General features: G+C 35.3%; 23 protein-coding genes. 10 read left to right on the top strand and 13 right to left on the bottom strand.

Features of this window, described 5'->3' with window-relative positions; all coding sequences use genetic code 11:
• Positions 1-172 precede the first annotated feature (172 nt).
• Positions 173-1,186, bottom strand: coding sequence for an LLM class flavin-dependent oxidoreductase (locus tag QLS71_RS16125; protein WP_308992765.1), 1,014 nt, complete (start codon positions 1,184-1,186; stop codon positions 173-175).
• 292 nt (positions 1,187-1,478) lie between these two features.
• Here QLS71_RS16125 and QLS71_RS16120 point away from each other — a divergent pair, with 292 nt between their 5' ends.
• Positions 1,479-2,870, top strand: coding sequence for an NAD-dependent succinate-semialdehyde dehydrogenase (locus QLS71_RS16120; RefSeq protein WP_308992766.1), 1,392 nt, complete (start codon positions 1,479-1,481; stop codon positions 2,868-2,870).
• Positions 2,871-3,071: 201 nt separating this feature from the next.
• Here QLS71_RS16120 and QLS71_RS16115 read toward each other — a convergent pair whose 3' ends face one another.
• Entirely contained in the window at positions 3,072-3,701 is a 630-nt protein-coding gene (locus QLS71_RS16115) for an SDR family oxidoreductase (protein ID WP_308992767.1), read from the bottom strand.
• Between the two features lie 211 nt (positions 3,702-3,912).
• On the opposite strand from QLS71_RS16115, the gene QLS71_RS16110 reads away from it, so the two are divergent.
• From QLS71_RS16110 to QLS71_RS16085, 6 genes are read left to right on the top strand one after another with little or no spacing between them, the layout of a single operon-like run.
• Positions 3,913-4,497 (top strand): TetR/AcrR family transcriptional regulator, encoded by a 585-nt coding sequence (locus QLS71_RS16110; protein ID WP_308992768.1) that lies wholly within the window; start codon positions 3,913-3,915, stop codon positions 4,495-4,497.
• A 1-nt stretch (position 4,498) separates the two neighbouring features.
• Positions 4,499-5,164: an NAD(P)H-binding protein gene (locus QLS71_RS16105; RefSeq protein WP_308992769.1), complete on the top strand. Its 666-nt coding sequence runs from the start codon at positions 4,499-4,501 to the stop codon at positions 5,162-5,164.
• A 9-nt stretch (positions 5,165-5,173) separates the two neighbouring features.
• Positions 5,174-5,806, top strand: a complete 633-nt coding sequence (locus QLS71_RS16100) for a nitroreductase family protein (protein ID WP_308992770.1) — start codon at positions 5,174-5,176, stop codon at positions 5,804-5,806.
• An 11-nt stretch (positions 5,807-5,817) separates the two neighbouring features.
• Positions 5,818-6,816 carry an NADP-dependent oxidoreductase gene (locus QLS71_RS16095; protein WP_308992771.1) on the top strand — a complete coding sequence of 333 codons (999 nt, stop codon included), beginning with the start codon at positions 5,818-5,820 and terminating at the stop codon, positions 6,814-6,816.
• 21 nt (positions 6,817-6,837) lie between these two features.
• The gene (locus QLS71_RS16090) at positions 6,838-7,998 is read left to right on the top strand and encodes an iron-containing alcohol dehydrogenase (RefSeq protein WP_308992772.1); all 1,161 of its coding nucleotides are present in this window, start codon (positions 6,838-6,840) and stop codon (positions 7,996-7,998) included.
• Complete coding sequence (locus tag QLS71_RS16085; protein WP_308992773.1) at positions 7,999-8,805, top strand: type 1 glutamine amidotransferase domain-containing protein; 807 nt, start codon at positions 7,999-8,001, stop codon at positions 8,803-8,805.
• A gap of 209 nt (positions 8,806-9,014) precedes the next feature.
• Here the strand turns inward: QLS71_RS16085 and QLS71_RS16080 are convergent, their stop codons facing one another.
• The 6 genes from QLS71_RS16080 to QLS71_RS16055 form a co-directional block, all read right to left on the bottom strand.
• The gene (locus tag QLS71_RS16080; RefSeq protein ID WP_308992774.1) at positions 9,015-9,512 is read right to left on the bottom strand and encodes a GreA/GreB family elongation factor; all 498 of its coding nucleotides are present in this window, start codon (positions 9,510-9,512) and stop codon (positions 9,015-9,017) included.
• 83 nt (positions 9,513-9,595) lie between these two features.
• Positions 9,596-10,675: an NADH:flavin oxidoreductase/NADH oxidase gene (locus QLS71_RS16075; RefSeq protein ID WP_308992775.1), complete on the bottom strand. Its 1,080-nt coding sequence runs from the start codon at positions 10,673-10,675 to the stop codon at positions 9,596-9,598.
• Positions 10,676-10,806: 131 nt separating this feature from the next.
• A complete protein-coding gene (locus tag QLS71_RS16070; RefSeq protein ID WP_308992776.1) occupies positions 10,807-11,751 on the bottom strand; it encodes a hypothetical protein in 945 nt (314 codons plus the stop codon).
• 345 nt (positions 11,752-12,096) lie between these two features.
• Positions 12,097-13,410, bottom strand: coding sequence for a DEAD/DEAH box helicase (locus QLS71_RS16065; RefSeq protein WP_308992777.1), 1,314 nt, complete (start codon positions 13,408-13,410; stop codon positions 12,097-12,099).
• 5 nt (positions 13,411-13,415) lie between these two features.
• Positions 13,416-14,756, bottom strand: coding sequence for a DEAD/DEAH box helicase (locus QLS71_RS16060; RefSeq protein WP_308992778.1), 1,341 nt, complete (start codon positions 14,754-14,756; stop codon positions 13,416-13,418).
• A gap of 272 nt (positions 14,757-15,028) precedes the next feature.
• Positions 15,029-15,220, bottom strand: coding sequence for a cold shock domain-containing protein (locus QLS71_RS16055; protein ID WP_308992779.1), 192 nt, complete (start codon positions 15,218-15,220; stop codon positions 15,029-15,031).
• 237 nt (positions 15,221-15,457) lie between these two features.
• On the opposite strand from QLS71_RS16055, the gene QLS71_RS16050 reads away from it, so the two are divergent.
• Positions 15,458-16,198, top strand: a complete 741-nt coding sequence (locus QLS71_RS16050) for an acyl-CoA desaturase (protein ID WP_308992780.1) — start codon at positions 15,458-15,460, stop codon at positions 16,196-16,198.
• A 79-nt stretch (positions 16,199-16,277) separates the two neighbouring features.
• Here QLS71_RS16050 and QLS71_RS16045 read toward each other — a convergent pair whose 3' ends face one another.
• The 3 genes from QLS71_RS16045 to QLS71_RS16035 all read right to left on the bottom strand — a co-directional run bounded on the left by QLS71_RS16045 (position 16,278) and on the right by QLS71_RS16035 (position 20,577).
• Positions 16,278-16,799: a hypothetical protein gene (locus QLS71_RS16045; RefSeq protein WP_308992781.1), complete on the bottom strand. Its 522-nt coding sequence runs from the start codon at positions 16,797-16,799 to the stop codon at positions 16,278-16,280.
• Positions 16,800-17,032: 233 nt separating this feature from the next.
• The gene (locus QLS71_RS16040; protein WP_308992782.1) at positions 17,033-18,781 is read right to left on the bottom strand and encodes a hypothetical protein; all 1,749 of its coding nucleotides are present in this window, start codon (positions 18,779-18,781) and stop codon (positions 17,033-17,035) included.
• 122 nt (positions 18,782-18,903) lie between these two features.
• Positions 18,904-20,577, bottom strand: coding sequence for a patatin-like phospholipase family protein (locus QLS71_RS16035; RefSeq protein ID WP_308992783.1), 1,674 nt, complete (start codon positions 20,575-20,577; stop codon positions 18,904-18,906).
• Positions 20,578-20,956: 379 nt separating this feature from the next.
• Here QLS71_RS16035 and QLS71_RS16030 point away from each other — a divergent pair, with 379 nt between their 5' ends.
• Positions 20,957-21,592, top strand: coding sequence for a DUF6266 family protein (locus tag QLS71_RS16030; protein WP_308992784.1), 636 nt, complete (start codon positions 20,957-20,959; stop codon positions 21,590-21,592).
• A gap of 178 nt (positions 21,593-21,770) precedes the next feature.
• Complete coding sequence (locus tag QLS71_RS16025) at positions 21,771-23,156, top strand: right-handed parallel beta-helix repeat-containing protein (RefSeq protein WP_308992785.1); 1,386 nt, start codon at positions 21,771-21,773, stop codon at positions 23,154-23,156.
• 171 nt (positions 23,157-23,327) lie between these two features.
• Here the strand turns inward: QLS71_RS16025 and QLS71_RS16020 are convergent, their stop codons facing one another.
• Both QLS71_RS16020 and QLS71_RS16015 read right to left on the bottom strand, forming a co-directional pair.
• On the bottom strand, positions 23,328-23,933 hold the full coding sequence (locus QLS71_RS16020) for a DUF6515 family protein (RefSeq protein ID WP_308992786.1): 606 nt from the start codon (positions 23,931-23,933) through the stop codon (positions 23,328-23,330).
• Positions 23,934-24,096: 163 nt separating this feature from the next.
• Positions 24,097-24,831: a LytTR family DNA-binding domain-containing protein gene (locus tag QLS71_RS16015; protein WP_308992787.1), complete on the bottom strand. Its 735-nt coding sequence runs from the start codon at positions 24,829-24,831 to the stop codon at positions 24,097-24,099.
• Between the last annotated feature and the right edge of the window lies 1 nt (position 24,832).

Genomic DNA, 24,832 nt, shown 5'->3' with positions numbered 1-24,832 from the left:
GAAAAAAATTAAAGAAGATTTGAGTACCTTCCTATACTTTTACCAAAGTAAAGTTATATAAGGTAACTGTATTAGTATTCATGGCCGCATGTGCCATTTACAGCTGTTTATGTATTTAAACATGTTTTTGCTTTCACAAATAAACACAAACACTTGAGTTCATATACTTAATTTACACAGTTTCATTTAACTCCTTCATAATCTCGGCAAATAATTCATAAGAGCGAATCCTATCTTTAACATCATAAATATGAGTGACTGCAATCAGTTCGTCGGCTTGCGTTTGTTTCATAAATGTTGTGATCTGATCCTTAACGGTGGCTTTACTACCTATAAAAGAATACTTTAGCATTTGGTGTACTTGAGGATTTTGCATCACCTCTTTAAGCTCATCGGTAAAAGCTGTAGGGGGCTGTACATAATCGCGCTTACCTGTAAAGATGCCAACAATCATGCGGATTAAGGAGGTTGATAAACGTTGCGCTTCTTCATCGGTATCTGTTACAATAATATTTACCCCTGCCATAACATAAGGTTTTTTTAAATCGGATGATGGTTGAAACTCATTCCGGTAAATATCTAGCGCCTCCCATAAATGGGTGGTGGCAAAATGACTAGCAAAGGCATAAGGCAAGCCTTTTTTTGCAGCTAAATGTGCACTATCTGTACTGGAACCTAATATATAAATAGGCACGTCTACCCCTTCCGCTACAGTGGCACGTACTTTAGATCTTGAATTCTCTAAAGAAAAATAGGTTTGTATTTTTTCTAATTCATCAGGAAACGCATGAGCAGCGTGCATAAAATCGGAACGAATGGCTTCTGCGGTTTCTCTGTCGGTTCCTGGGGCTCTACCCAAGCCCAGATCAATACGGCCAGGATACAAAGATGCCAAAGTACCAAATTGTTCGGCAATAATTAATGGGGAGTGGTTAGGGAGCATAATCCCACCAGAACCAATGCGAAGCGTGTTAGTGCCTTGGGCCACATATCCTATTAATACCGAGGTGGCACTACTCCCAATATTGGGTGCATTATGGTGTTCTGCCAACCAATAGCGGGTGTAACCATACGCTTCGGCATGTTGCGCCAATTGAAGGGCATTATTATAAGTTTCTTTTAGAGATTGACCTTTAGAAACTAAAGCAAGATCTAAAATGGAATAAAATGTATGTTGATTTTTCATAAATGTAAATAATAAAAGATAAGATATGGGTCTTAATTAGAGGAACAAAATAAGTTCCATCTCTTGATTAGATAAAGGTACTATTTAAAATTACTAGTGGTTTACATGAATAAGTTATATAGTTTCATCATTTCTATGTATCAGCATAAAGACCTTTTAGTCGGTTCGAGTTAGGAATCTTTACATAGTCTCTTATATTTATATAAGTTGCGAATGAGTCAATAACTTCTATTATTGAGCTAAGCTTGTCTTTTAATCCAGCCTATCTTTATAAAAAATAAAGATTAGGACTATGAAAACCGAAACACATAAAAACACATTTAAAACTAAAAACCCATCAAATGGAAAGGATTTGGCATCTTATACTTATATGTCAAAAAATGACGTTGAGGAGATTGTACAAAGTGCCCAAACTGCCTTTTTAAATTGGCGATTAAAGTCTCATGAAGACCGAGGTAAGGTTATTAAAGCTATTGGAGAAGAACTCCAAAAGCGTAAATCGGATGTTACAGAATTAATGACCGATGAAATGGGTAAATTATTAAAACAAAGTCATCAAGAGGTCGATACGTGTACTGCCATTTGTAACCACTGCGCCACACATGCACCTACGATCTTGAAAAATGAAACGCGCGAACTCGCAACGGGAGGAAAAGGGATTATTACCTACGCACCTCTTGGCATTATTTACGGCATTCAACCTTGGAATTATCCATCATATCAAGTTATTAGATATGCTATAGCAAATTTAATGGCAGGTAATAGCGTGCTTTTAAAACATGCATCCAATGTAACAGGAACTGCTAAGTTATTAGAATCAATATTTAAAGATGCTGGCTTACCTAAAGGATTATTTACAGTTCTGATAATTGATCATGAACAATCCAATCAACTTATAGAACACGAATTAATACGTGGCATTACTTTAACAGGAAGTCCTGGTGCTGGTAAAATTATTGGAGAAAAAGCAGGTGCACAATTGAAAAAAACAGTATTAGAATTAGGAAGTAACGATGCTTATTTAATATTGGAAGATGCCGATATAGAAAATGCGGTTGAAGAATCGGTAAAAGGGCGCATTTATAATAATGGAGAAACCTGTATTGCCGCCAAACGATTTATAGCTGTAGATGCTGTTTATGAAACATTCAAAAATGCTTTTGTTAAAGCCATGTCTGAATTAAAACTAGGCGATCCAAAAAATGAAGATACCGAACTTGGGCCTATGGCACGAGAAGATTTAAGAAATAAAATACATGAACAAGTTACTAACAGTGTTAAAAAGGGTGCGAAGATATTATGTGGAGGACAACTTCCCTATACCGATGGTTATTTTTACCCTGCAACGATTCTGGAACATGTAGAACCTGGGCAACCTGCTTATGAGGACGAATTATTTGGACCTGTAGCCTCTCTAATACGCGCAAAAGATGAAGAAGATGCCATGCGTATTGCAAATGATAGTAAGTTTGGACTTGGTGGTGGTATCTTTTCAAAAGACGAAGACCGTGCCATAGCCTTGGCTCAAAATTATTTTGATACTGGAATGGTGTTTATCAATTCTTTCGGTTTAGCTACACCCAATATGCCTTTCGGAGGTGTTAAAAATTCGGGGTATGGAAGGGAACACGGTGGTTTTGGAATGAAGGAGTTTGTGAATATTAAATCGATTTTAATAAGATAAGAGTTCTTCTAAATATAAAAAAAGAGGCTGTCTGAAAAGTGTATTTTATTTACTTTGTCAGGTTGAGCTTATCGAAATTGATATGGATTATCAATAAGTTTGAATATTTCGACAGGCTCAATATGACTCCGAATAACACTTTTCAGACAGCCTCTTTTTGATGCTATTAAAGTGACATTTCACTTAAATAGAAAATTAAATTTACTCTATAGCGTCAAATGCTTTTCCAACTAAAGTGTTTCCTTGAAGAATTTCAAAGGTTGTATTATTAGCGGTATCATCATGCAGTGCTCTTACTAAAGTTTGGGCCACATCATCTCGTGTAATCTCACCAGATTTATTTAATGATTTTGCCAATTCTATTTTCCCATCCCCTTTTTTATTATTTAAGCTTCCAGGTCTCACGATGGCATAATTAAGTCCAGAGTCTTTTAAATACATATCGGCATTATGCTTGGCCGTTAGATAATCTTTAAGTTCCGCTGAAGCTTCTGGGTTATCTGCGCCCATAGAACTTAACATGACAAATTTTTTAACCTGAGCTTCTGTCGATGCTTTAATTAATTTCTTTGCACCTTCTTGATCGACTTCTTTTACTTTTTTTCCTCCAGATCCGGCAGCAAAAATCACTTTATCTATATCTATAATAGTGTGTGATATATCTTTTTCTAAATCACCAAGAACAGTCTTTACATGTTGATTTTCAAAATTTTTCTTTTGCTCAATGGTTCTTACCATCGCTATTGGTATGAAATACTGAGACGATTTTAAGAGTTCTATAATTTTTTTTCCAGTGGTGCCATTCGCACCTGCTACTAATACATGTTCCATATAAATTGATTTTTTTTTCAATATCCCCCAATAACAAGGATATAATTAGTCTTAAACGATTAATTTTTAACTCGAATACATGGGGATGAATTTTATGTGCTTAAATAGCCTTACTTTTAATTTCTGGTTATTTGTATGAATTTAAACTTATGTTAAAAAAAAGAATGAACGTTCATTTTTAAGTACCTTTGTACTATAAATGATGGATAATATGGCAAAACTTCAAAAAAGCATCGATAAGCGTAACGCACTTATAAAGGCAACGATTGAGTTAGTAAACAATAATGGTTTTCATGCGACGCCTATGAGCAAAATTGCAAAAATGGCAAATGTGTCTCCTGCGACTATTTATTTATATTTTGAGAATAAGCAAGATTTAGTAAACAAAACATATATAGATGTAAAAGCAGCATATACAAACTATGCTTTTGAAACCTACGATGAAAACATGTCTGTTGAAACTGGTTTTGAACTTATATGGAAACGTATTGCCGATTTTAAACTAAAAGAATGTGAACATGCCATGTTTTTAGCTCAATGTGATAATACACCCATGATAGACGAACCTAGTAGACAAGAAGGGATAAAACATTTACAACCCCTACTCGACCTTTGGACGCGTGGTAAAAAAGAAGGCATAATAAAACCGATATCAGATTACTTATTGTATGCCTATGCTATAAATCCATTATCATTTTTAATGATTAATCAAAAAAGAGGTTCTTTTCAATTAGATAAAACACATATAGAAGAAGCTTATCAATCTGCTTGGAGCAGTATTAAAGTAAATAAATAAGATGAATAAAACAGCCATTATATTAGGAGCTACAGGGCTTACAGGTAATTTATTACTTCATAAATTAATAAAAGATGAACGCTACACTACCATTAAATTGTTTTCACGTTCAAAAATTGAAGGCCTGCCTGATAAAGTCGTGCAATTTATAGGTGATCTATTCGAGTTAGAGACATTTAAAGCTGATTTCACCGCAAACGAAGTATATTGTTGTATTGGTACCACTGCTAAAAAAACACCCGATAAGGCAGGTTATAAACAAATAGATTATGGCATCCCTGTACATGCCGCTCAACTTTCAAAAGAAAATAGCATCCCTACTTTTTTAGTCATCTCGGCCATGGGTGCCAATAAAAATAGCAGCGTGTTTTATAATAAAACTAAAGGAGAAATGGAACACGATGTATTACAACAAAACATAAAAAATACTTTTATACTAAGACCGTCTTTAATTGGTGGAGATCGTCGTGAGCGTAGAGTACTAGAAAGAATAGGTTTGGGGCTATTTAAAATAATACAGCCTTTATTTATTGGAAAATTAAAGAAATACAAAATAATTAATGCTGAAAGTATCGCACAAGCTATGATACATTTAGCCAATAGTAAAAGTAATGCCGAAGTGATAATTACTTCAAACGATATTAAAAGAATCGCAAAAAACAAATAAAAATAAAACATGGAATTATTAGATAAATTAAACTGGAGATATGCTACAAAATCAATGAATGGAGCTACGGTATCTGAGGATAAAATTGAACGCATTTTAGAAGCAGCACGTTTAGCACCTACCTCTAGTGGATTACAACCTTTTGAAATTATAGTAATTAAAAATCAAGATATTAAAGAAAAAATTAAACCAGTTGCTTGGAATCAATCGGTTATTACAGAATGCTCTCACTTACTCGTTTTTGCGGCTTGGGATACTTATACAGCCGATAGAATCAACTATATGTTCGATTTAACAAACGACATTCGGGGGTTTAAAAACGACGGATGGGAAAACTACCGCCAGCAACTCTTAAACTCGTATCCTCAAAAAGATGCTGAAGAAAACTTTAACCATGCGGCTAAACAAGCCTATATCGCTTTAGGTGTGGCCCTGGTTGCCGCTGCCAACGAAAAGGTAGATAGTACTCCTATGGAAGGTTTTAGTGCGGACCAAGTAGACGCCATTTTAGGATTGCGCGAAAAAGGATTACGGAGCACGGTGTTTTTAACATTAGGCTACAGAAAAGAAGATGAAGATTGGTTAGTAAATCTTAAAAAGGTTAGAAAACCTATGGAAGATTTTATAACGGTAATAAACTAAAAAATACACTTATGATTAAGACCATTATATTAAAAAATAGACCGCAAGGGAAACCTACAGTGTCCAATTTTGAATTTATAACAGAAGATACACAACTAACAATCAACGAGGGAGAAATACTTCTGGAAGCTGTTTATGTATCTGTAGATCCTTATTTAAGAGGGCGCATGAGTGACGCAACATCCTATGTACCTCCTTTTGAATTAAACAAACCAGTACAATCTGGTGTGGTTGCTAAAGTAATTGCATCTAAAAACAGCCATTTTAAGGAAGGTGATTTTGTTTCTGGTATGTTAAGTTGGAAAACACAACAAGTATCCACTGGCGAAGGTTTACTTAAGGTAGATGCATCAAAAGCTCCTTTAAGCACCTATTTAGGCGTTTTAGGTATGACTGGGTTAACGGCTTATTTAGGGTTAAATGAAATAGGAAAACCCAAAGCCGGTGAAACTATTGTGGTATCTGGTGCTGCTGGTGCTGTTGGTAGCGTTGTTGGACAAATAGCAAAAATATTAGGACTTAACGTTATCGGAATTGCTGGAACCGATGAAAAGATTGAGATGTTAAAAACCAAATTCGGGTTTGATGCAGGGATCAATTATAACACGAGTAAAGACATTCAAGCAGACATCAAAAAATTAGCAGCAAATGGTGTTGATATCTATTTTGATAATGTTGGCGGCCCCATTTCAGATGCGGTGTTGTATAATATCAACCAATTTGCAAGAATCATCATTTGTGGAGCTATCTCTACTTACAATAGTAAAGAAACGCCAAAAAGTATGAGTGTTCAGCCTTTCCTAGTTAAAAAAAGTGCTTTAATGCAAGGGTTTATTGTTTCTAATTATGCTAAAAAATTCCCGGAGGCTATGAAGCAATTATCAAGTTGGTTAGCTGAAGACAAATTAACATACTCAGAAACCATCGTAAATGGTTTTGATAACATTCCGAATGCTTTTATCGATTTATTTGAAGGTAAAAACAAAGGGAAAATGATCGTTAAAATTTAACAACTAAAAAAGAAAAAGAAAATGAACAATTTTGAGTTTAAGAATCCTACCAAAATTATTTTTGGAAAGGATACCATAGAAAAATTAGAAAATGAAATACCTAAAGACGCCAAAGTATTACTACTTTATGGCGGTGGTAGTATCAAAAAAAACGGTATTTACGACCAAGTAAAAACAGCTTTAGCCTCTCTAGAGGTTGTTGAGTTTGGGGGCATTCCTGCCAATCCAGAATATGCGGTTTTACTGGAAGCTTTAAAAGTAATTAAAGAAGAAAACATCACGTATTTATTAGCTGTTGGTGGTGGTTCGGTTATAGATGGCACCAAGTTTTTATCGGCTGCTGCTTTATATGAGGGTGAGACCCCTTGGGATATTCTAACCAAGAATATTAGAACCGAAAAAGGCATGCCTTTTGGTACCGTATTAACATTACCAGCAACAGGTTCTGAAATGAATTCAGGGTCTGTGATTACACGCGCTGAAACTAAAGAGAAACTAGCTATGGGCGGACCTGGTTTGTTTCCTGAGTTCTCCATATTAGACCCTCAAGTGATTGCCTCTATTCCAGAACGCCAATTAGCAAATGGATTAACCGATGCCTTTACACATGTTTTAGAGCAATACATGACTTACCCCATTGGAGCATTATTACAAGACCGCTTTGCCGAGAGTATTTTACAAACCCTTATTGAAGTGGCTCCAAAAGTATTGAAAGATCCAACAGACTATAAAGCAGCTTCTGATTTTATGTGGAGTTGTACCATGGCTTTAAACGGCTTGATACAAAAAGGAGTCCCCACAGATTGGGCTGTTCATGCAATGGGACACGAACTAACCGCTTTATTTGGTATTGATCATGCGCGTACCTTAGCAGTGATCGCGCCAAGTCATTACAAATTTAACTTTGAAGCTAAAAAAGAAAAGTTAGCACAATATGGCCAACGTGTTTGGAATATAACTGAAGGAAGTACAGACGATAAAGCCTATGCTGCCATTGAAAAAACAGTCGCTTTTTTCCATCAATTAGGAATTGACACCAAACTATCTGATTACACAAAGGATTATGAAGGAACTGCTGAAGAGATTTCTAAGCGTTTTACCAATCGTGGTTGGACAGGATTAGGAGAACATCAATCATTATCGCCAGATAAAGTGGAGAAAATTGTAAAAATGGCCTACTAAATGAAATTAGTAAAATCATTAGCATTCGTGCTTACGATTATAACAGCATCTAGCTGTAAAGACGTTAAAAATGCATCACCTTCTGAAAAGGTTTCAGAAGAAAATATAAAAATTAAAAAACATAAAGACATGAATATATTATTTGTATTAACATCTCATGATAAATTAGGAGATACAGGGAAAAAAACAGGATTTTGGGTTGAAGAGTTTGCAAATCCATACTACACCTTATTAGATAAAGGTGCTACAATTACTATTGCTACCCCAAAAGGAGGTGCCGCTCCTATAGATCCTAGCAGCGACTCACCTGATACTGCTACAGCAGCTACAGAGCGCTTTGATAAAGATGATGAAGCACAAGCAAGAATAGCGAATACAAAAAAGCTAGCAGATATGAATCCAGACGATTTTGATGCCGTATTTTACCCAGGCGGACATGGTCCATTATGGGATTTAGCAAACGATGCGACTTCCATCGCGTTAATTGAAAAATTTAATAGTCAAGAAAAACCTATTGCATTTGTATGTCATGCTCCTGCCGCTTTAAAAGGTGTTAAAAATACGAACGGAAATCCTTTAGTAAAAGGTAAAAAAGTAACAGGTTTTACAAATACTGAAGAAGCAGCAGTACAATTAACAGATGTAGTGCCATTTTTGGTAGAAGATATGTTGAAAGAAAATGGAGGCATCTACTCAAAAAAAGAAGATTGGGCTGCTTATGCAATTCAAGATGGTAATTTAATTACGGGGCAAAACCCAGCCTCATCTGAACTAGTTGCAGAAAAGTTATTGGAAATTTTAAAATAGTATAACTTTTAGATATATAAAGAGGCTGTCTAAAAAGTGTATTTTATTTGCTTTGTTAGGTTGAGCTTGTCGAAACTGATATAGATTATCAATAAGTTTGAATATGTCGACAGGCTCAATATGACTCAGAATAACACTTTTCATACAGCCTTTTTTTTGTGCTTATACAGATGGGCCCCATATTATATTCTTGCTTCCACCTTTTATAGCTAGCGATAAGAAATTTCTACTATCTCAATTTTTCGAATGTCATTTCCTAATTGGAAATCGACTTGGTCTCCAACTTTTTTACCAGTAATCACTCTAGCTATAGGTGCTATAAAAGCTATTTTTTGTTGTTTAACGTCTGCTTCATCTACCCCTACAATTTGAAATTCCTGAACCTGTTTGTTCATTTTAATAATAACAGTGGCAGCAAAACGCACTTCGTCTTTTACCTGATCATGCGGCTGTAACACTCTGGCAGAAGCCACACGCTCTTGAAGTAAGGTCAGTCTCCCATTAATTACCGCAAGATCTCGTCTACGTTCCTGTTCGTCTTGTACATTCAGATTAGCACGTTCTTCTTCTATATTTTCTTTTTCGGTTAACAATAATTGCAAACCAAATGGGGTGATATAATTGGTGACACCTTCAGGCAATGCAGCCCTGGGTGGTATAATAGGTGTTTCTTCTTGATCATCTTCTTTTACAAATCCTCTACTCATAACATATTTTTCAAAAGAAAATATACCTTATTTAGTACTGAAATCAAAATGCTTTAAGAAAAGTTTATGCTTTTACATATCGGCTATTTCCTTTTAGGAAACGCACGTTCATATGGCTTTGGAACGTCCGGTTCTGCTCGTAAATCTTGAGCTGCTTGTAATGGAAAATAAGGGTTGCGTAGAAATTCTCTTCCTATATAAATTAGGTCGGCATCATCGTTTAGTAAAATGGTTTCAGCTTGTTCGGCATTGGTAATCATACCTACGGCACCTACTTTCATAGTTTTTACCACTGCTTTAATGTCTTTTGCTAAAGGTAATTGATATGCTGGACCCACAGGAATAGTAACGTTGGGCAAAGTGCCACCGCTAGATACATCTATAATATCTACGCCTGCCTGTTCCAATTGTTGCGCCAGCCATTGCGAGGATTCTGAATCCCAACCTGATTCATCCCAATCAGTTGCCGAGATCCTGACCGCTAAAGGCAAATTCTTAGGCCATACGGTCTGAACCGTTTCAATAACCTCTAGCAATAGGCGTGATCTGTTTTCTATGCTGCCACCATAATCGTCGTCCCGCTTATTAGATATGGGTGATAGAAATGAATGTAACAAATAACCATGTGCGCTGTGTATTTCAAGTAATTGGAAGCCTGCGGCTACAGCTCTTTTGGTGGCGGACTCAAACTGCTGTCTGATTGTTTCCATATCTTGAAAGGTCATAGCTTTTGGTGTGAGTGCATTATCAGAAAATGGGATGGCAGAAGGCGCCATGACTTCCCAGCCACCTTCTTCTTTGGTACGCATCAAGGTACTATCAGCACCATGTACTTCATAACTGCCTTTTCGTCCTGCATGTGCTAATTGAATACCTGCCACACTTCCATTTTGTTTTAAGAAGCTAGTAATGCGTTTTAAACCTTCTATGTGTTTATCGCTCCAGATACCGAGGTCCCCAGGACTAATGCGTCCTTCTGGTGAGACGGCTGCAGCTTCTGTCATGATAGTTCCTGCTCCGCCTATAGCTCTGGTACCATAATGCACAAAATGCCAATCTGAGGCTAAGCCATCTTCCGCAGAATACATGCACATCGGGGATTGAACAATTCTATTTTTAAATGTGATATCCTTAATAGTTAAGCTGCTAAATAGTTTTGACATTTTATTTTGAAGGATTTTTTGATGCTTGTTTTTGAATAATCTTGGCAGATAAATAACCGTTTACCAACGCCAAAATAAAATCTTTATTTTTTTATTAATTTAAATGAAATCTTTAATATATAATTATCCGATTAATCCAAGAGAATCACTTGGCTCTTTAAAACCCACTTTTCGTTGACTTGTGCACTATGTGTTACTGTGATTTTATTAGGACCAGATTTTTTAAAAACATCAATAAGCTTAAGGTTTTTATGAACGGTCGTATTAATTACAATGGGCTCGGTGAGTAATGTACCATTTGTTGCATTAAAAACATATAGACTCTTACTCGTGGGTTTTATATCCCAAAAACCAATCTCGTCGGCACCATCACTATTTAGATCTTTAAGATTTTCTAATTGAGATCGGTACGCCCCTTTGATTATGATGTCGTTTAGATCTTTATTACTAAAGGTAATCACGCTGTTGCACCCTCCTTTGCATGCTACCACCTTCTGGGTTCCCTTTTTTACAGCGGAACTTATTTCTGGAGAGATTACATTCGCATAGTCCGATAAACCATCGCCATTAAAATCACCAAACAATTGTCTTTCATTAGAGAGACTCGCATTATTTTCGCGTGCACTCGGAAAAATGGGGGCATCTAGATCTTTGGCATTTTCAGCAACACCTTCTCGCAGTATTTTGAAAGTACTATTTTTAGATATCACTGAAAGATACGAGGGGTAATCGGCTTCTATCCCGTTATAACTAACGTGTTTAGTAAACATAACTAAATAGTTTCCTGCCTCTTTTGTGATGACGAGTTCGTCGTTTAGAATACGCTGTGTATAGTCTGGAAATTGTTGAAACAGTAACTCCTTATCTTGCTGTACTTGAGTTCTGGTTTTTTCTTTTCCGTAATAGTTAACAACATCCATATAATCACGTTGGAGGTAAGGTGACTTTAATAGTGTATGGGCTTCATTCCATTGTTTTACAAACTTACGCACCTCTTTTTCGCCTTTGGGATTAACTTCATTACAAGCAACTAATAGTACGACAAACAGGAAGAAAGTAATGAGTAAATACTTCATAGATATAATGGCTTTAAGCTTAAAAATGAATGTTAAAGATAGGTGATTCTTAATGAGTTAAAGTCTTTAAATACCTATAAAAACCTTATTAGCAACACATTTCAATCCCTATCGCCCCTCTTACTCCGCTTCCATATAATATAAAAGATGATCATGAGTATGGGCAGAATGATAAATACGATCACATCAAAGGGACTTGAAAAATCGATGGGACTGTTGTCGTCTGGATTCGGGGTGCCTATTGGCAATTGTAAAGGATATAGTTTATTTAGCATTGTTTTTCAGTAAATGGATATGATGCAATTTACGAATTTAATGTTAAAAATATTTCTAATTAATTACCTATTACAAAATAGTTACCCGCACTTTTTTCTTTTTCAATCGGGTATTGTTTAGTTTTTCTACCAATGTAGCTGCCATAGTAAATGGCACTGCCACAAAGGCACAATCGGGTTTTAGTTCGATGGTTCCTAATTGATCGTTGTTAATACCTCCTTGCTTAATAAACAATCCGGCTATATCTCCTTTGGAAATTTTATCTTTTCGTCCGCCAGAAATGAATAAGGTTTCCCAGGCTTGTGCTGTAACGGGCGCTTTTTTAGAGACATTAATGCCTTTAATATTTTTAATAAATTCGGGTAATACTTCCCTTTGCCATTTTAATATATAGGCGGTGCCTTTGGCATTTACACGAGCCGTTCTCCCGTTTCTATGAATAAATTCTTCTTCATGTTTTGGCAATTCATAATGAATGATATAAGCCATTTCAGGAATATCAATACCCCGAGCCGCCAAATCGGTTGCAATAAGTACTTGGCTGGTACCGTTTCTAAATTTTATTAAAGCACGCTCTCTATCTTGTTGCTCCATACCCCCCGAAAAGCAGGCATGACTTACTTTATTTCGTGTTAAAAAACGACTCACTTCATCAATACTATCTCTTAAATTACAGAAAACAATTCCTGGTTCATTGCCAATATGCTGTAACAATTCTAACAAGGTTTTTAATTTATTTTTATCGGGAGACACGACGGTTTTAATAGCTAGTTTCGAGGCCGTTTTTTCTTTTAAATAGTTAATAGTATGTGGTTTATCCAATCGCACAAAACCAGGGACTTTAACAGCTTGAGTCGCAGAGGTTAAAATACGCTTATTTATATTAGGAATTTGACCTATAATGGCTTTCATTTCTTCCTCAAAACCATCTTCTAACGACTTGTCAAACTCATCCAATATCAGTGTTTTTATACTGGATTTAGAAAAACGATCGCTCGTAAAATGATCTAGTATTCTACCTGGCGTTCCTATTAAAATAGCAGGAGTGTGTTTGATTTCTATTTTGTCTTTGGACATGGGTCTCCCGCCATAAACCGCATTCACTTTATACCCCGAACCCATAGACCGAATGACCTGCTCAATTTGAATGGCTAATTCTCTTGAGGGCACCAATATTAATGCTTGAACCTCGTGTGATTCTGGATCTAAAACATTTAATAGTGGTAAGGAAAACGCCAAGGTTTTTCCGGTACCAGTAGGTGATAATATGATGGTATTTGTTGTTGTCTCAATTACGGAAACAGCCTCCACTTGCATGGGATTCAACGCCTGAATATTTAATTTGGTTAAAATATCCTGCTGATTTTTAATACTATTTGCCATAATGCTTATTTCTTTTTAGTCTTTTTAGAAGCCTCTGCTTTTGGGATTTCAGTACCCGTTTGTGCTAAATAATTTGCTAATATTTTATCGACGAGTTCTTCTTTTGTTAAATGATGAAAAATCGTTTTAATCTTTGCTTTAAAATCTTCTGATATGTCACGGTTCGGCTTCGTCTTAAATATTTTTTTAGCCCATAATAGCCCGTTGTTTTCTTCAATACTTTGGGCGTCGGCTTTTTTAAAGGGTTTAAAAACAATTCCAAGTTCTTTTTCAAAATCAGCAATATCTATTACTTCTTCTTGTTGTAGAATGGTTAAGGAGAGTCCCTTGGCTCCTGCTCTGGCTGTACGTCCACTTCGATGCACATAGGCATCATAAGTATCCGGTAAATGATAATTGATAACGTATGACAGCTCTTTTACATCAATACCACGCGCTGCTAAATCGGTAGCCACTAAGATATCAATAAAGCCTTCTCGAAACTGGCCCATAATACGGTCGCGAATCCCCTGCGTTAAACTCCCATGCAGTGCACCCGATGAAAACTTATTAATGGCTAAGTTTTTTGCCAATTTATTAACGGCCGCTTTGGTTTTACAAAATATAATTCCACGTTCTCCTTCTTTCGTATTTAAAAAATGAAGCAATACCTCTAACTTTTCAATGGGTTCTACCACAACATATTGATGGTCTATACCTTGATGCCCCACTGTTTCCATGTCTGCTTCTATTTGAACAACCTTCTTCGACATGTAATTCTGTACCAATTGTTTAATAGCTCCAGGCATGGTGGCAGTAAACAATAAGGTTCTTCTCGATTTCGGAACCTCTTTTATAATCACATCCAAATCCTCTTTTAAAGCACTCACCATTTCATCGGCTTCATCCAACACCAAATACTCTAGATTTTTAAGATTTATGGCGTCGCGTTTTATCAAATCGACTAAACGCCCTGGCGTTGCTACTACTATATGAGTTGCGGCCTTTAAGCCCGCTATTTGAGGTTTGATAGACGCCCCACCACATAAAGAGATGGTATTTATTTCAGGATTGTTAACCGCAAAGGCTACTAGATTATTATAAATTTGTTGTCCCAATTCTCTAGTGGGTGCTAATATAAGTGCTTGTATGCTACTATTTTCGGCATTCATCAACTGCAACAACGGCAAACCAAACGCAGCCGTTTTTCCAGTTCCTGTTTTTGCTAAAACCACCACGTCTTCCTTTTGGTTTAGAACAACGGGAATGGTTTTTACTTGTATTGCTGTAGGAACTGTAATTTCTAAAGCAATTAAACTTTGCAGTAATGGGGTATTAATTCCTAAATCTGAAAACGGTTTTGACATCACATTAATTTTTTGCAAAGATAACCACACTTTTATGGGGAATCTCTGCAATTAGTTTATTATTCTATTTAACCACTGGGTATCGTGGTTGTTTTTTACAAATTAGTTATCTTTTTATACGTCAAAATACTCTTCACGAGGTCTTCGACAGGCTCAGACTGACATTTCGAAAGCAATTGGCTCTCTCGTTTGGCATAGGAACATATTCAAAATAAGTCATAAAAAAAGCCCATCATGGCTGATGGGCTTGCTTTTAAACTAGAAAGTATATATTAAATAACCTTTACGTTCACTGCATTTAATCCTTTGTTGCCTTCTTTTAGATCAAATTCAACTTCGTCGCCTTCGCGAACTTCGTCTACTAATCCAGAAATGTGTACAAAGTGATCTCTTTCAACGCCTGCTTCAGTGATGAATCCAAAACCTTTGGCATCGTTGAAAAATTTTACTGTTCCTTTACTCATTGTAATATAATTTATTTTATTAATACTTGTTACAGTACAAAGATAGTGCCATAAAACAAATGGCAATCCTATTTTTAGTATTAATTAGTAAAGCTTCATTACCAGCAAGCCTGTAAATGATAAGTAAGTAAACTAAAAAATCAACAATAATAGCAAAAAACGCATAATATGTGCATTTAATTGATTCCATTTGGTTGTATGGCACGTTTAATGCAATTACCTTTGCAAAAAAAAGTTATGATTATTGTTATTTTTGTTTTGGTGCTTTGGTATGGCGGTTTATTTTTCCAGTCGTTCTTTTTGCATCGTTATGCCGCACACCAAGTATTTACTATGTCTAAAACCATGGAACGTATTACTTTTATATTGACTTGGGTTTTTCAAGGTTCCAGTTATTTAAGTGCTTACGGTTATGGTATTATGCATCGTATGCACCATGCTTATACAGATACTGAAAACGATCCGCATTCGCCATCGCATGATGCTAATTTATTTGCCATGATGTGGAAAACAAAAACTATTTATCAAGATATTAATAAGCAACGTATTAGCATCGATTCGCGATTTACCAAAAACGTTCCGCAATGGAAAAGTTTTGATTTATTTGCAAGTTCGCGCTTTTCTAGGCTGCTTTGGATAGGTCTTTATATTTTATTTTTTGCAAGCTTTGCGACGGCTTGGTGGCAATGGCTCTTATTACCCATCACTTTTTTAATGGCTCCTATTCATGGAGTTATTATTAACTGGTTTGGTCATATTTATGGTTATGTGAATTATAAAATGAAAAACACTAGTAAAAATCTCTTCCGTTTTGATTTTTTAATGATGGGTGAAGGCTATCATAATAATCATCACAGGCATGCCAGCAGAGCGAATTTTGGAGTAAAATGGTATGAGATTGATATCACCTATTTAATTATAAAACTATTGGATCTTTTTGGATTTATTCAATTAAAACCCATTAGAGTTAAAGCTTAAGAATGACTTAATACATAAAAAAGCAGGCAGAATCCCCTAAAGAATGTCTGCCTGCGGGTTGATAATAGTCAAAATTTTACTAGGGATTTATCGTTACCTTTTTGCTTTTAGTTCCCTTTTTAAGCAGTACCGAATAAACAACCTCTGCGCTATTGTTTTCAGAATAGTTAATAGTACACCATGTATTACTAAATAACCATTTGGGATAGTCTTTTGATAATTGTGAACTCACATTATAAGGGAGTCTAACCGCTTCAAAAGATTCGGTACAACTAATAACATCACCATCATGATTGTAGGTGGCTTTTATAACATTAGTGCCTTCTTTAAATACCACATCATACGTAATGGTATGTTTAGGGGTGTAAATATCCAATGCTTTTATATTAAATTCGGCTACTTTTTTATGTAACATCACAATATGTTTTGCTGGCTGGTATAAAGCTGTGTAGGCTAAATACGTAGCATTTTTAATAGGCATCGCTTTAGTAGTGTATATTGCTGGCTTTTCAGTTTTAAAAACTGCAGCTAGACTATTATTTTGTGCCTGCACTAGGTTGGTTAATCCTAGTAAAATTAAACCAAAAACAAGTTTCTTCATAAGTAATAAGATTTTAATATGATACATTTCAGTTTTGCTATTAACTAATGCTTATCGTATTTTTTAAAATCTAAACAGTAAAAGATATTTTATATTCACAAGGCTAAAGTATAACAAACTCATGTTAAAACCTTGATATTTATATAGACAGATGATGAACAAACACTAGACAATGAATAGACAACATGAAAAAACCTAGGTCTATTAAGTGATGACAAATATTTTTTTTGAGATTAGAGATTTTGAATAAACTGATCCAAATCGACAGTTTCTGGCAGATTCAATTTTTTACGAAGTCGGTATCTGCTTGTGTTTAGAGAGGCTAAAGTAATATTTTGCAAGGAGGCTAAATGCCGGTTATCAATTTTTAAACGAATGAGCGAGCATAACCTAATTTCATTTTTACTCAGGTTTGGAAAGCTTTTTGTCAATTCACTGTAAAACGAATCACTCAATTTATCCAAACGTTCGAAAAACACTTTTGTATCACTATCAAAAGTTATTTTATTCTTAATTTCTTGTTTCAAATCCAACAGCAACACTTCACGATCTTTAGGATGTGCTGCTGTAACAGCTCCTACTTTACTAGCCAAAAGCTCCGCCCATTTTTGATTTTCAGTAAGGCTGATGGCAAAGTCGGATAAGTCGCGCTCCTTCGATTTTATGTCCAAATGTAACTGCTTTACTTTTAAATCGGTATTCTCTAAGGCTTGCTCGGCGAGTAATTGTTTGTTTTTAGCATTTATAAAATGTTGATGCCTACGTAAAAACAGAAAAAGTAAAAGAATAAGTACGAGAGACGATGCCAAGGTACTAATCCATAATTTTGAACGCTGACTTTTAATTTTGTTTTCATTTCGAATGCGGTTGATTTCAAAGTTTAGCGCCACACGATCTAAGGTAATATTATTAAGTTCGTTTCGCCATTCTTCATCCACCTCTGCCTCTACTGCAATTAAACTATCAGACAACACTTCAATATATTTTAAAGTGTTGTAAGCTGCTGATATATTGTTTTGTGTAGCATATAGCAGCTCTTGTGCCTTTAAAAATTCCAATTTAGAGCTCGGTAAAACAGGGATGGTCTTGGAGGTGTCCATAATAGTTTCTAAGCCCTGGAAGGCTGTTTTGGCATCTTCTAAATGGCCTAATCTTAAACTGGTTTCTACAAATTGGGAACCCGCACTTATTAAACGCGTGATGTCCTTGATGCCCATATTTTCATCTTTGGCATAGGCATAAAATTCAAAATTAGCTTTATATAAAGGCTTGGCGCGTTTTAGTTGATGGGTGTTTATGTACACATCTGCAATGTTATCTCTAATACTGCCTATTAAGGTATGCTGAGGAAATCGTGCTTGTGTAATGGTATAGGCCTTATTAAAATAAACTAAAGCCGAATCTAAGTCTTTTTTATAGGTATATAAAAACAAACCGTAGTTGTTAAGAGACGACGGATAAGAAACAATATTGTACTGTTCAATAAATTTAATATTAATCTTATGGGTTATAGCTGCACTATCTAAAAAAGACAATTTTGCATAATTAGCAGCTAAAATATCATAAGCATAGGCACGCAATGGCACAAGCGCTTTCGCTTCATCAAGCGTTAAATGACTCGCATTGGCGTTATAATATAACAAAAAGTCTTTATACGATGCTATAGACGCTTGAGGAAAGCCAATTTCTTTAAACCAATTTCCAGAATGAAGATAACTTTGTAATTTAAAAGCATGATGCCCTTTAATAAAGGGTAGCAAATCTAAACGTTGGTAATGTTGAGACAAATAGGTTTCTAATTGCTGCTCTGTGAAAGATGTTCTTCTATAGGTTTTTATGTTATCTTCTGGAAACGATTTTGTCATGGAGGCACTAATAGCTTCATAACGGCTCAAAGCCTCTTCACTACTTAAAACCTTAGGTTGTGCAACTCCTTTTGCACATAAAATGATTATAAAAACGGGAAGGTAAAAACGTTTCAAAAGATAGCGATTTAAATGCAGTACCCAAATATACAGTATTTTAATAAGTAATTTGATTTTGGTATTTGAGGTGACAATACTGTAGAACTCCATCTAATCAGATGTTCTAATTTAACTAGGGGTTAAAGATTTAATATTTCTAACACAAACAAAGGGTCCTCATTAAAAGCTTTCCAATCTTTTAAAAGTAAGTGGTATAAATCATCTATAGCTTTAGTGTCTATATCTTGGGTTTCAGCATCCTTTTTCAATTCTAAAATATAATCTAGCAATTTGTAACAGGTGGTAAACTGCCCGCAGGCAATAAGAGTATCCATTCTGTTTTTAGCAACATCTGTTTTGTCCCACCATAGTGTTGTTGGTGTTTTAGAAGCTGTAAGGCCTATATCTTTTAAAAGTTTACTTGGTGCTGGTTTAATAGCTATATTATGCTTAAAACTAGTGGTGTACGCTGTTTTTTCTCCATTTAACTCATACACAGTAGCCGTTATTATTTTATGTTTTAAAGAGGCTTTAGAGTACAAGAGGTCGTAATTTAAACGGCGTATTTGTTTTAAAAATATATCGTTCACCATTTTTACGGTAGAGGTTAATCGGTCTGTTAACATCTGTTGTATCAAGTTAATATTTAAGGTGTCGAACTTAGCAACATCATCTATAAGTGCCTCAGGGATATTTTTTCTAAATACATTTTTAAACCAATGGGTGCCAAACTTTTTTACAACGCCTGCTATAACCCCTAAAAAAGTAAGGGTTAATCCTATCCCCATAATCATACTTCCTAAAATGTAAAGGGCTGTAAAAGCAGTATTATGAAGGAGCTTTAAGGAGTTACCTACTACAATAACGATGCCTATTACGAGTGTTACCCAATACAAGGGTTTCATTTGAAAATACTTTAGAATTTTTGAAATACTCTGTTTTAAACTAGAACTTTTTTTAATGGTAGCAGTATTTTGTTGCCAAGGATCCATTTTAAAACTGCCCACATCGTTAACAATAATTAAATCTAACGGACGCTGTCTACTTTTTTGGTCGCTAATATTTATCATGCTACCAATACCTTGGTTATCGGTAATGCCTCCATCCATAATACCTACACCATCCATAAAACGATCTAAACTTTTTAAAGCTTTATAGTCTGTGGTATTTTGGTTTTTAAAATAATCGTCTGGAAATATTAAAGGTTCAAACCCTAAAGGAAAGCAAGAGGAAGATGCCACAATATCGCCTAATTGTACATCGTATTTTAAGGCGTTAAGGTGAGTATTTTTTAAAGGGCTATTGCCAAACACTCCGGTATTTTGAAATCTAAAAGCTAAGCCAAAGGAAAAATCGGTAGCGTTGAAACAAACGTGTTTTAAATGTTTTGATATGGGCTTTTTAAAAGGTTCGAAATTGCCTTTAAAAAGATCCATGTCGGCATAAGTAAGCGCAAAGGCATTTATTAGCGATCGTTTTTTGTTCGGATGGCTTTCCCAAACAGTATCGTCTTCTAATTTTTGTATGGCCGTTTCTAGTAATGTATCGTTTACAGGTTCAAACCGGTTATAGAAGGTTTTAAAAAATGCCTTGAAGTTAAAATCAGGCTCTTGTGCTGCTTTAGCATAGGCAATCCCTAAAAGGGTTCCACCACTTACGGTACTAATGGCTTCTACATTTTCAAGTAAAGTGCCGTTTTGGTATTTAATTTTATCTAAATATGAAACCACACCAAGAGCGAAAAACGTAGCGCGATAGCCACCGCCACTAAAACAAAGACCAATGCTTTTAAAAGGTATAAAATTATCTCCCATTAGCTAATTATATTAAAAAGTGTATCCAAATAATTTAATTACTATTTGGAAATTTGTGTCTTTTAATTAAAAAAATTATAGGGAGCATTTAAATCTACAAAATATTACAGAAACTTGTATATGGAAAATAGTAAATATTGAAATTTTATTTTATTTCCATTCAAAATATACTAGACTTCCTCCTATCTCATCTCATAAAACTATTTCCTTTTTAGCATAAAACCTTTATTTTATAAACAATTCTTAAACCCTTCTCCAATGAATATCTAACAAGATTCCAACTAGTTACGCTTTTAATCGTCAAAAAACAACACTTAATCGGTTTTTATTTTATTTTTTTTATATATTAGCGCTTATTAACAAAATGCATATAAAATTAATGGAAACATACAACAATGGTGTTTTAGGTGACTTTTCAGGACAGGTAGGTCCCGTTATTGGTAGTCATTGGCGAGGTATAAATGTACTGCAAGCTATACCTAATAAAATAAGTAAAGCCCTAAGAAGTGCCGACCAGTTGGAACGTGATAAGTTTAAATTTATGCTACAATTTTTAAGCCCTATTAAAGGCTTACTAACGGAAACCTTTAGTGCTACGGGTAATAAAACACCTTTTGACAATGCCATGTCTTACCATTTAAAAGAGGCTGTTAGCTATACGGGGACTGCTTTTGAAATTGACTATAGCAAAGTATTAATTGGTATGGGCGGCTTGAGTGGTATTGCGCACTCCATGGTGCATGGTGCCGGAACTACAGCCTTAACCTTAGCGTGGCTAAATAACAGCCAACAAGGATTGGCATACCCAACGGATGCCTTGTTGGTGGTTGCTTATGCTCCTAGATTAAATGATTTTGATTTTTTTATGGCATACAACATGAGAGAAGCTGGTACGAGTGCCCTCGATTTTATGGAGATATTTCATGGGGAAACGGTACACCTTTGGGCTACTTTTACGAATATAGACTTAGCACTTACGGCTACCAGTAGGTATTTAGGAAGTTATGTGGTGTAACCTGCTAATAAAACTCGTTTTAAAGTTCCATTAATTTTAGAAAGGGTTTACGCAGCACTATAAATTTGATGTAATTCATACATTTTATAGATAAGAAAAAAACGGTGTAAAATATTTTTCAAAAAACGGCGTTTAGTATATCCCAAATTTATAGTTAACCTTATTTTAATAATGCCCCATGAAAAAAACCACCCACTACCTACTCCTCCTTATGGCGGTTCTTTTTTTGAGTTCCTGCTACAATGACCACGACGACTTGAATGCAACAGATTATGGTGCCGATGCCGAAGATTTAGATACGAATGGCTTGCCCAAAATGCTATTTGACGTACAATTACCTAGTATAATTAACAACCTAGAATACACCATTGATGTCGTTCAATGGGACATCCCTATTAATAGAACAAACGCACTTAAAACCACTGAGAACTTACAAGCAGCCATCGATTGGGCCCATAAGGAAGGCTATAGTCGTATTGTACTGCCAGATGGTCATTATTTGATAGGTGAATATGTAAACGATATTTACCAAGGTGGTATTGAGATTAGAGATAATACCGATTTTGTATTTAGTCCAGGTGCTATTCTAGAAATTGACACCAATGATAAATGGAATTACTGTGTACTTAGATTGAATGGTGATAACATTCGTGTTCGGGATGGTGTTATTAGAGGCGACCGAAGCACACATGTGTATACACCCCGTGATGGCGATGGTGGCACAGCCCATGATGAAGGTCATGGTATTTGTGTTTGGGATAACACGAATGTATTAATAGAAAATATGGAAATTCAAAATGTAACAGGTGATGGTTCTTTAGTCCTGGACTCCAACGATGTTACTTTCGTGAATAATAACATATACAACAACAGGCGTCAAGGCATTTCTATAGTGGGCGGTGTTCGTATTAAAATTACTGAGAATGAAATCCATCATATAGGTGGCACCAGTCCGCAATTTGGAATTGATATAGAAGGCCCAGGACGTGTGGATGAAGATATTTTGATTCAGAATAATTATTTTCATCACAATAAAGGAGGCGATATAGTGAATACAAGTGGTGAAAATGTGTATATTCTAGATAATGTTATGGAACAAGGCGACGGGAATACCTATGTAGATGGCCCTATTGTGAGTTGGCATAAAACCCATAATATTATTGCTAGAAATAGCATTACCATGACATCGGGTTCGGTAAACGGCAGATTAGGCTATATTCAGTACTCCGGTGGCGGAAAAAAAGGACACAATCGAGCAACCTATGTACATGAAAATGTATGTAATAGCTGTGGGATGTATATGTATAAAAGTTCGGATGCTGATGTGCGTCGTAATAAGTTTCTTGGTTACTTTGTAGCCTTTGGCGATTTTGAAAATGTTATATTAGAAGATAATGTGGTAACCTATTCGGAAGCGCATCCTAACCTGAGGTTTTGCTGGTCGTACCGTTTTAAAAATGTGACGGGTTTTGCCAGCGGTAATTATTTAGGAGACACTCTTGAAGAGTTACCGTTATCGGAAACCAAACCCTATACCATGCAGTGTGTGGTTGATGGTTGGTAAATGGGGGCCTGCTTATAGAACATTCCTTTTTGTTATTTGGACAAAGAAGTAATTATACAAGTAAATCAAATCATGTTATTTCTGGTTCCTAGAAATGACAAAATCAAAAAGGAGGCTCATTATAAAAATAGAACCTCCTTTTCTGCTAGTAATCAATTAATCTATACATCGTTATTCCATATCTATAATACCAACTACTTGGTAGGCTCGGGTGCCATTAACTTGTACTTTTTCATAAAGTATATTAGCATATTCGTAATAGGTTAAACCATCCAAGCTTACTTTTTCATAATCTTCTGGAAGTTCATAAACTACAGTTCCTATTTCTGGATCTACAACTTCGTATTCATTATTTATTTGGGTGTAAAAGATACCTTGTACATTAAAATAATTATGATTGTTAAAACGGACTCTTTTATAGTTTGTAGGCAATACTTTTATTCTAAATCCCACTTTTGGAGCTATTACAATATAACGACCTCTAGATGGTGTGTAATAGTTATTATTTGCATAATAATAATCTTGCCCGTTGTGTTTAATAAGCGTTCTATTAGGTACTGTTCTTACTGAAACCACCTTTTTTTTAGGCGTTTTATAGGTTACTTTTGTACTGGATATTCTTCTATTTGTAGTGTTGCTTTTAGCCAGTGTTGTACTTTTTGTTTTTACAGTTGTATTTGTTGTGGTACTACCACGACGTGTTTGTGCAGAAACTTGTGTTGTCATAGCTACTAAAAATAGTGCTGATAATGCGTATACTTTAATAAATGTTTTCATAATTCATAAGATTTTAGGTTCCACTTTCTTTAATATTTAGACGCTGTTTTGTCTTAATAGTTTAAAGGTATTGCTATGATATAGATTAATAAAAGCAAATAGACGGTTGCTGGAATTGTACCTACCAATACATTCATTTTAAAGATGAAGCCTAAAAGAATGCTTAGGTATTAAGGGAATTATTGTTTACAAACGCTAAGAATTTGGGTTTATATTGCTCTGAAACCGTGATGCGCTGGTTATTGATGATAATTTGACTGCGCTCTATAACTTCAATATTTTTTAAAGACACAATAAAGGAGCGGTGTACACGCATAAACTTTGTTTCTGGAAGTTCTTCTTCTAAGGACTTTAAACTCATAAGCGTTAAAACAGCCTTCGGATTGTCTTTTAGCCATATTTTAATATAGTCTTTCAAGCCTTCAAAATACAGCACATCAGCCAATTTAATGCGCAGTTGTTTGTATTCCGATTTTACAAAAAGAAATTCTTTTTCTTCGGAAAGTAGGGATTGTTGGTTTCCTTTTACCAAGCGAAACCAGGTACTTGCTTTGTTTGCAGCTGCTAGAAATTCAGCATAATCAAAAGGCTTTAATAAGTAATCTAAAGCTTCTACTTTAAAGCCTTCTAAGGCATATTGATCGAATGCTGTGGTAAAAATGATGCGTGTGTCTTTGGGTAACATTTTTGAAAACTCAAGACCTGTTAAATCGGGCATCTGTATGTCTAAAAACAGTAAGTCTACAGGTTCATTTTTTATAAACTCCATAGCTTCAATAGCACTACTACACTTTTTTTTAAGCTCTAAAAAAGGCGTTTTCTCCACATAACTCTCTACTAAATTAAGCGCCATAGGTTCATCGTCTACAATAACACAGGTAATTTTTAAGTTGCTCATA

The sequence above is a fragment of the Mariniflexile litorale genome (assembly GCF_031128465.2).
In the GTDB taxonomy this organism is placed as follows: Bacteria; Bacteroidota; Bacteroidia; order Flavobacteriales; family Flavobacteriaceae; genus Mariniflexile; species Mariniflexile litorale.
This window is presented reverse-complemented; position numbering and strand designations above follow the sequence as displayed.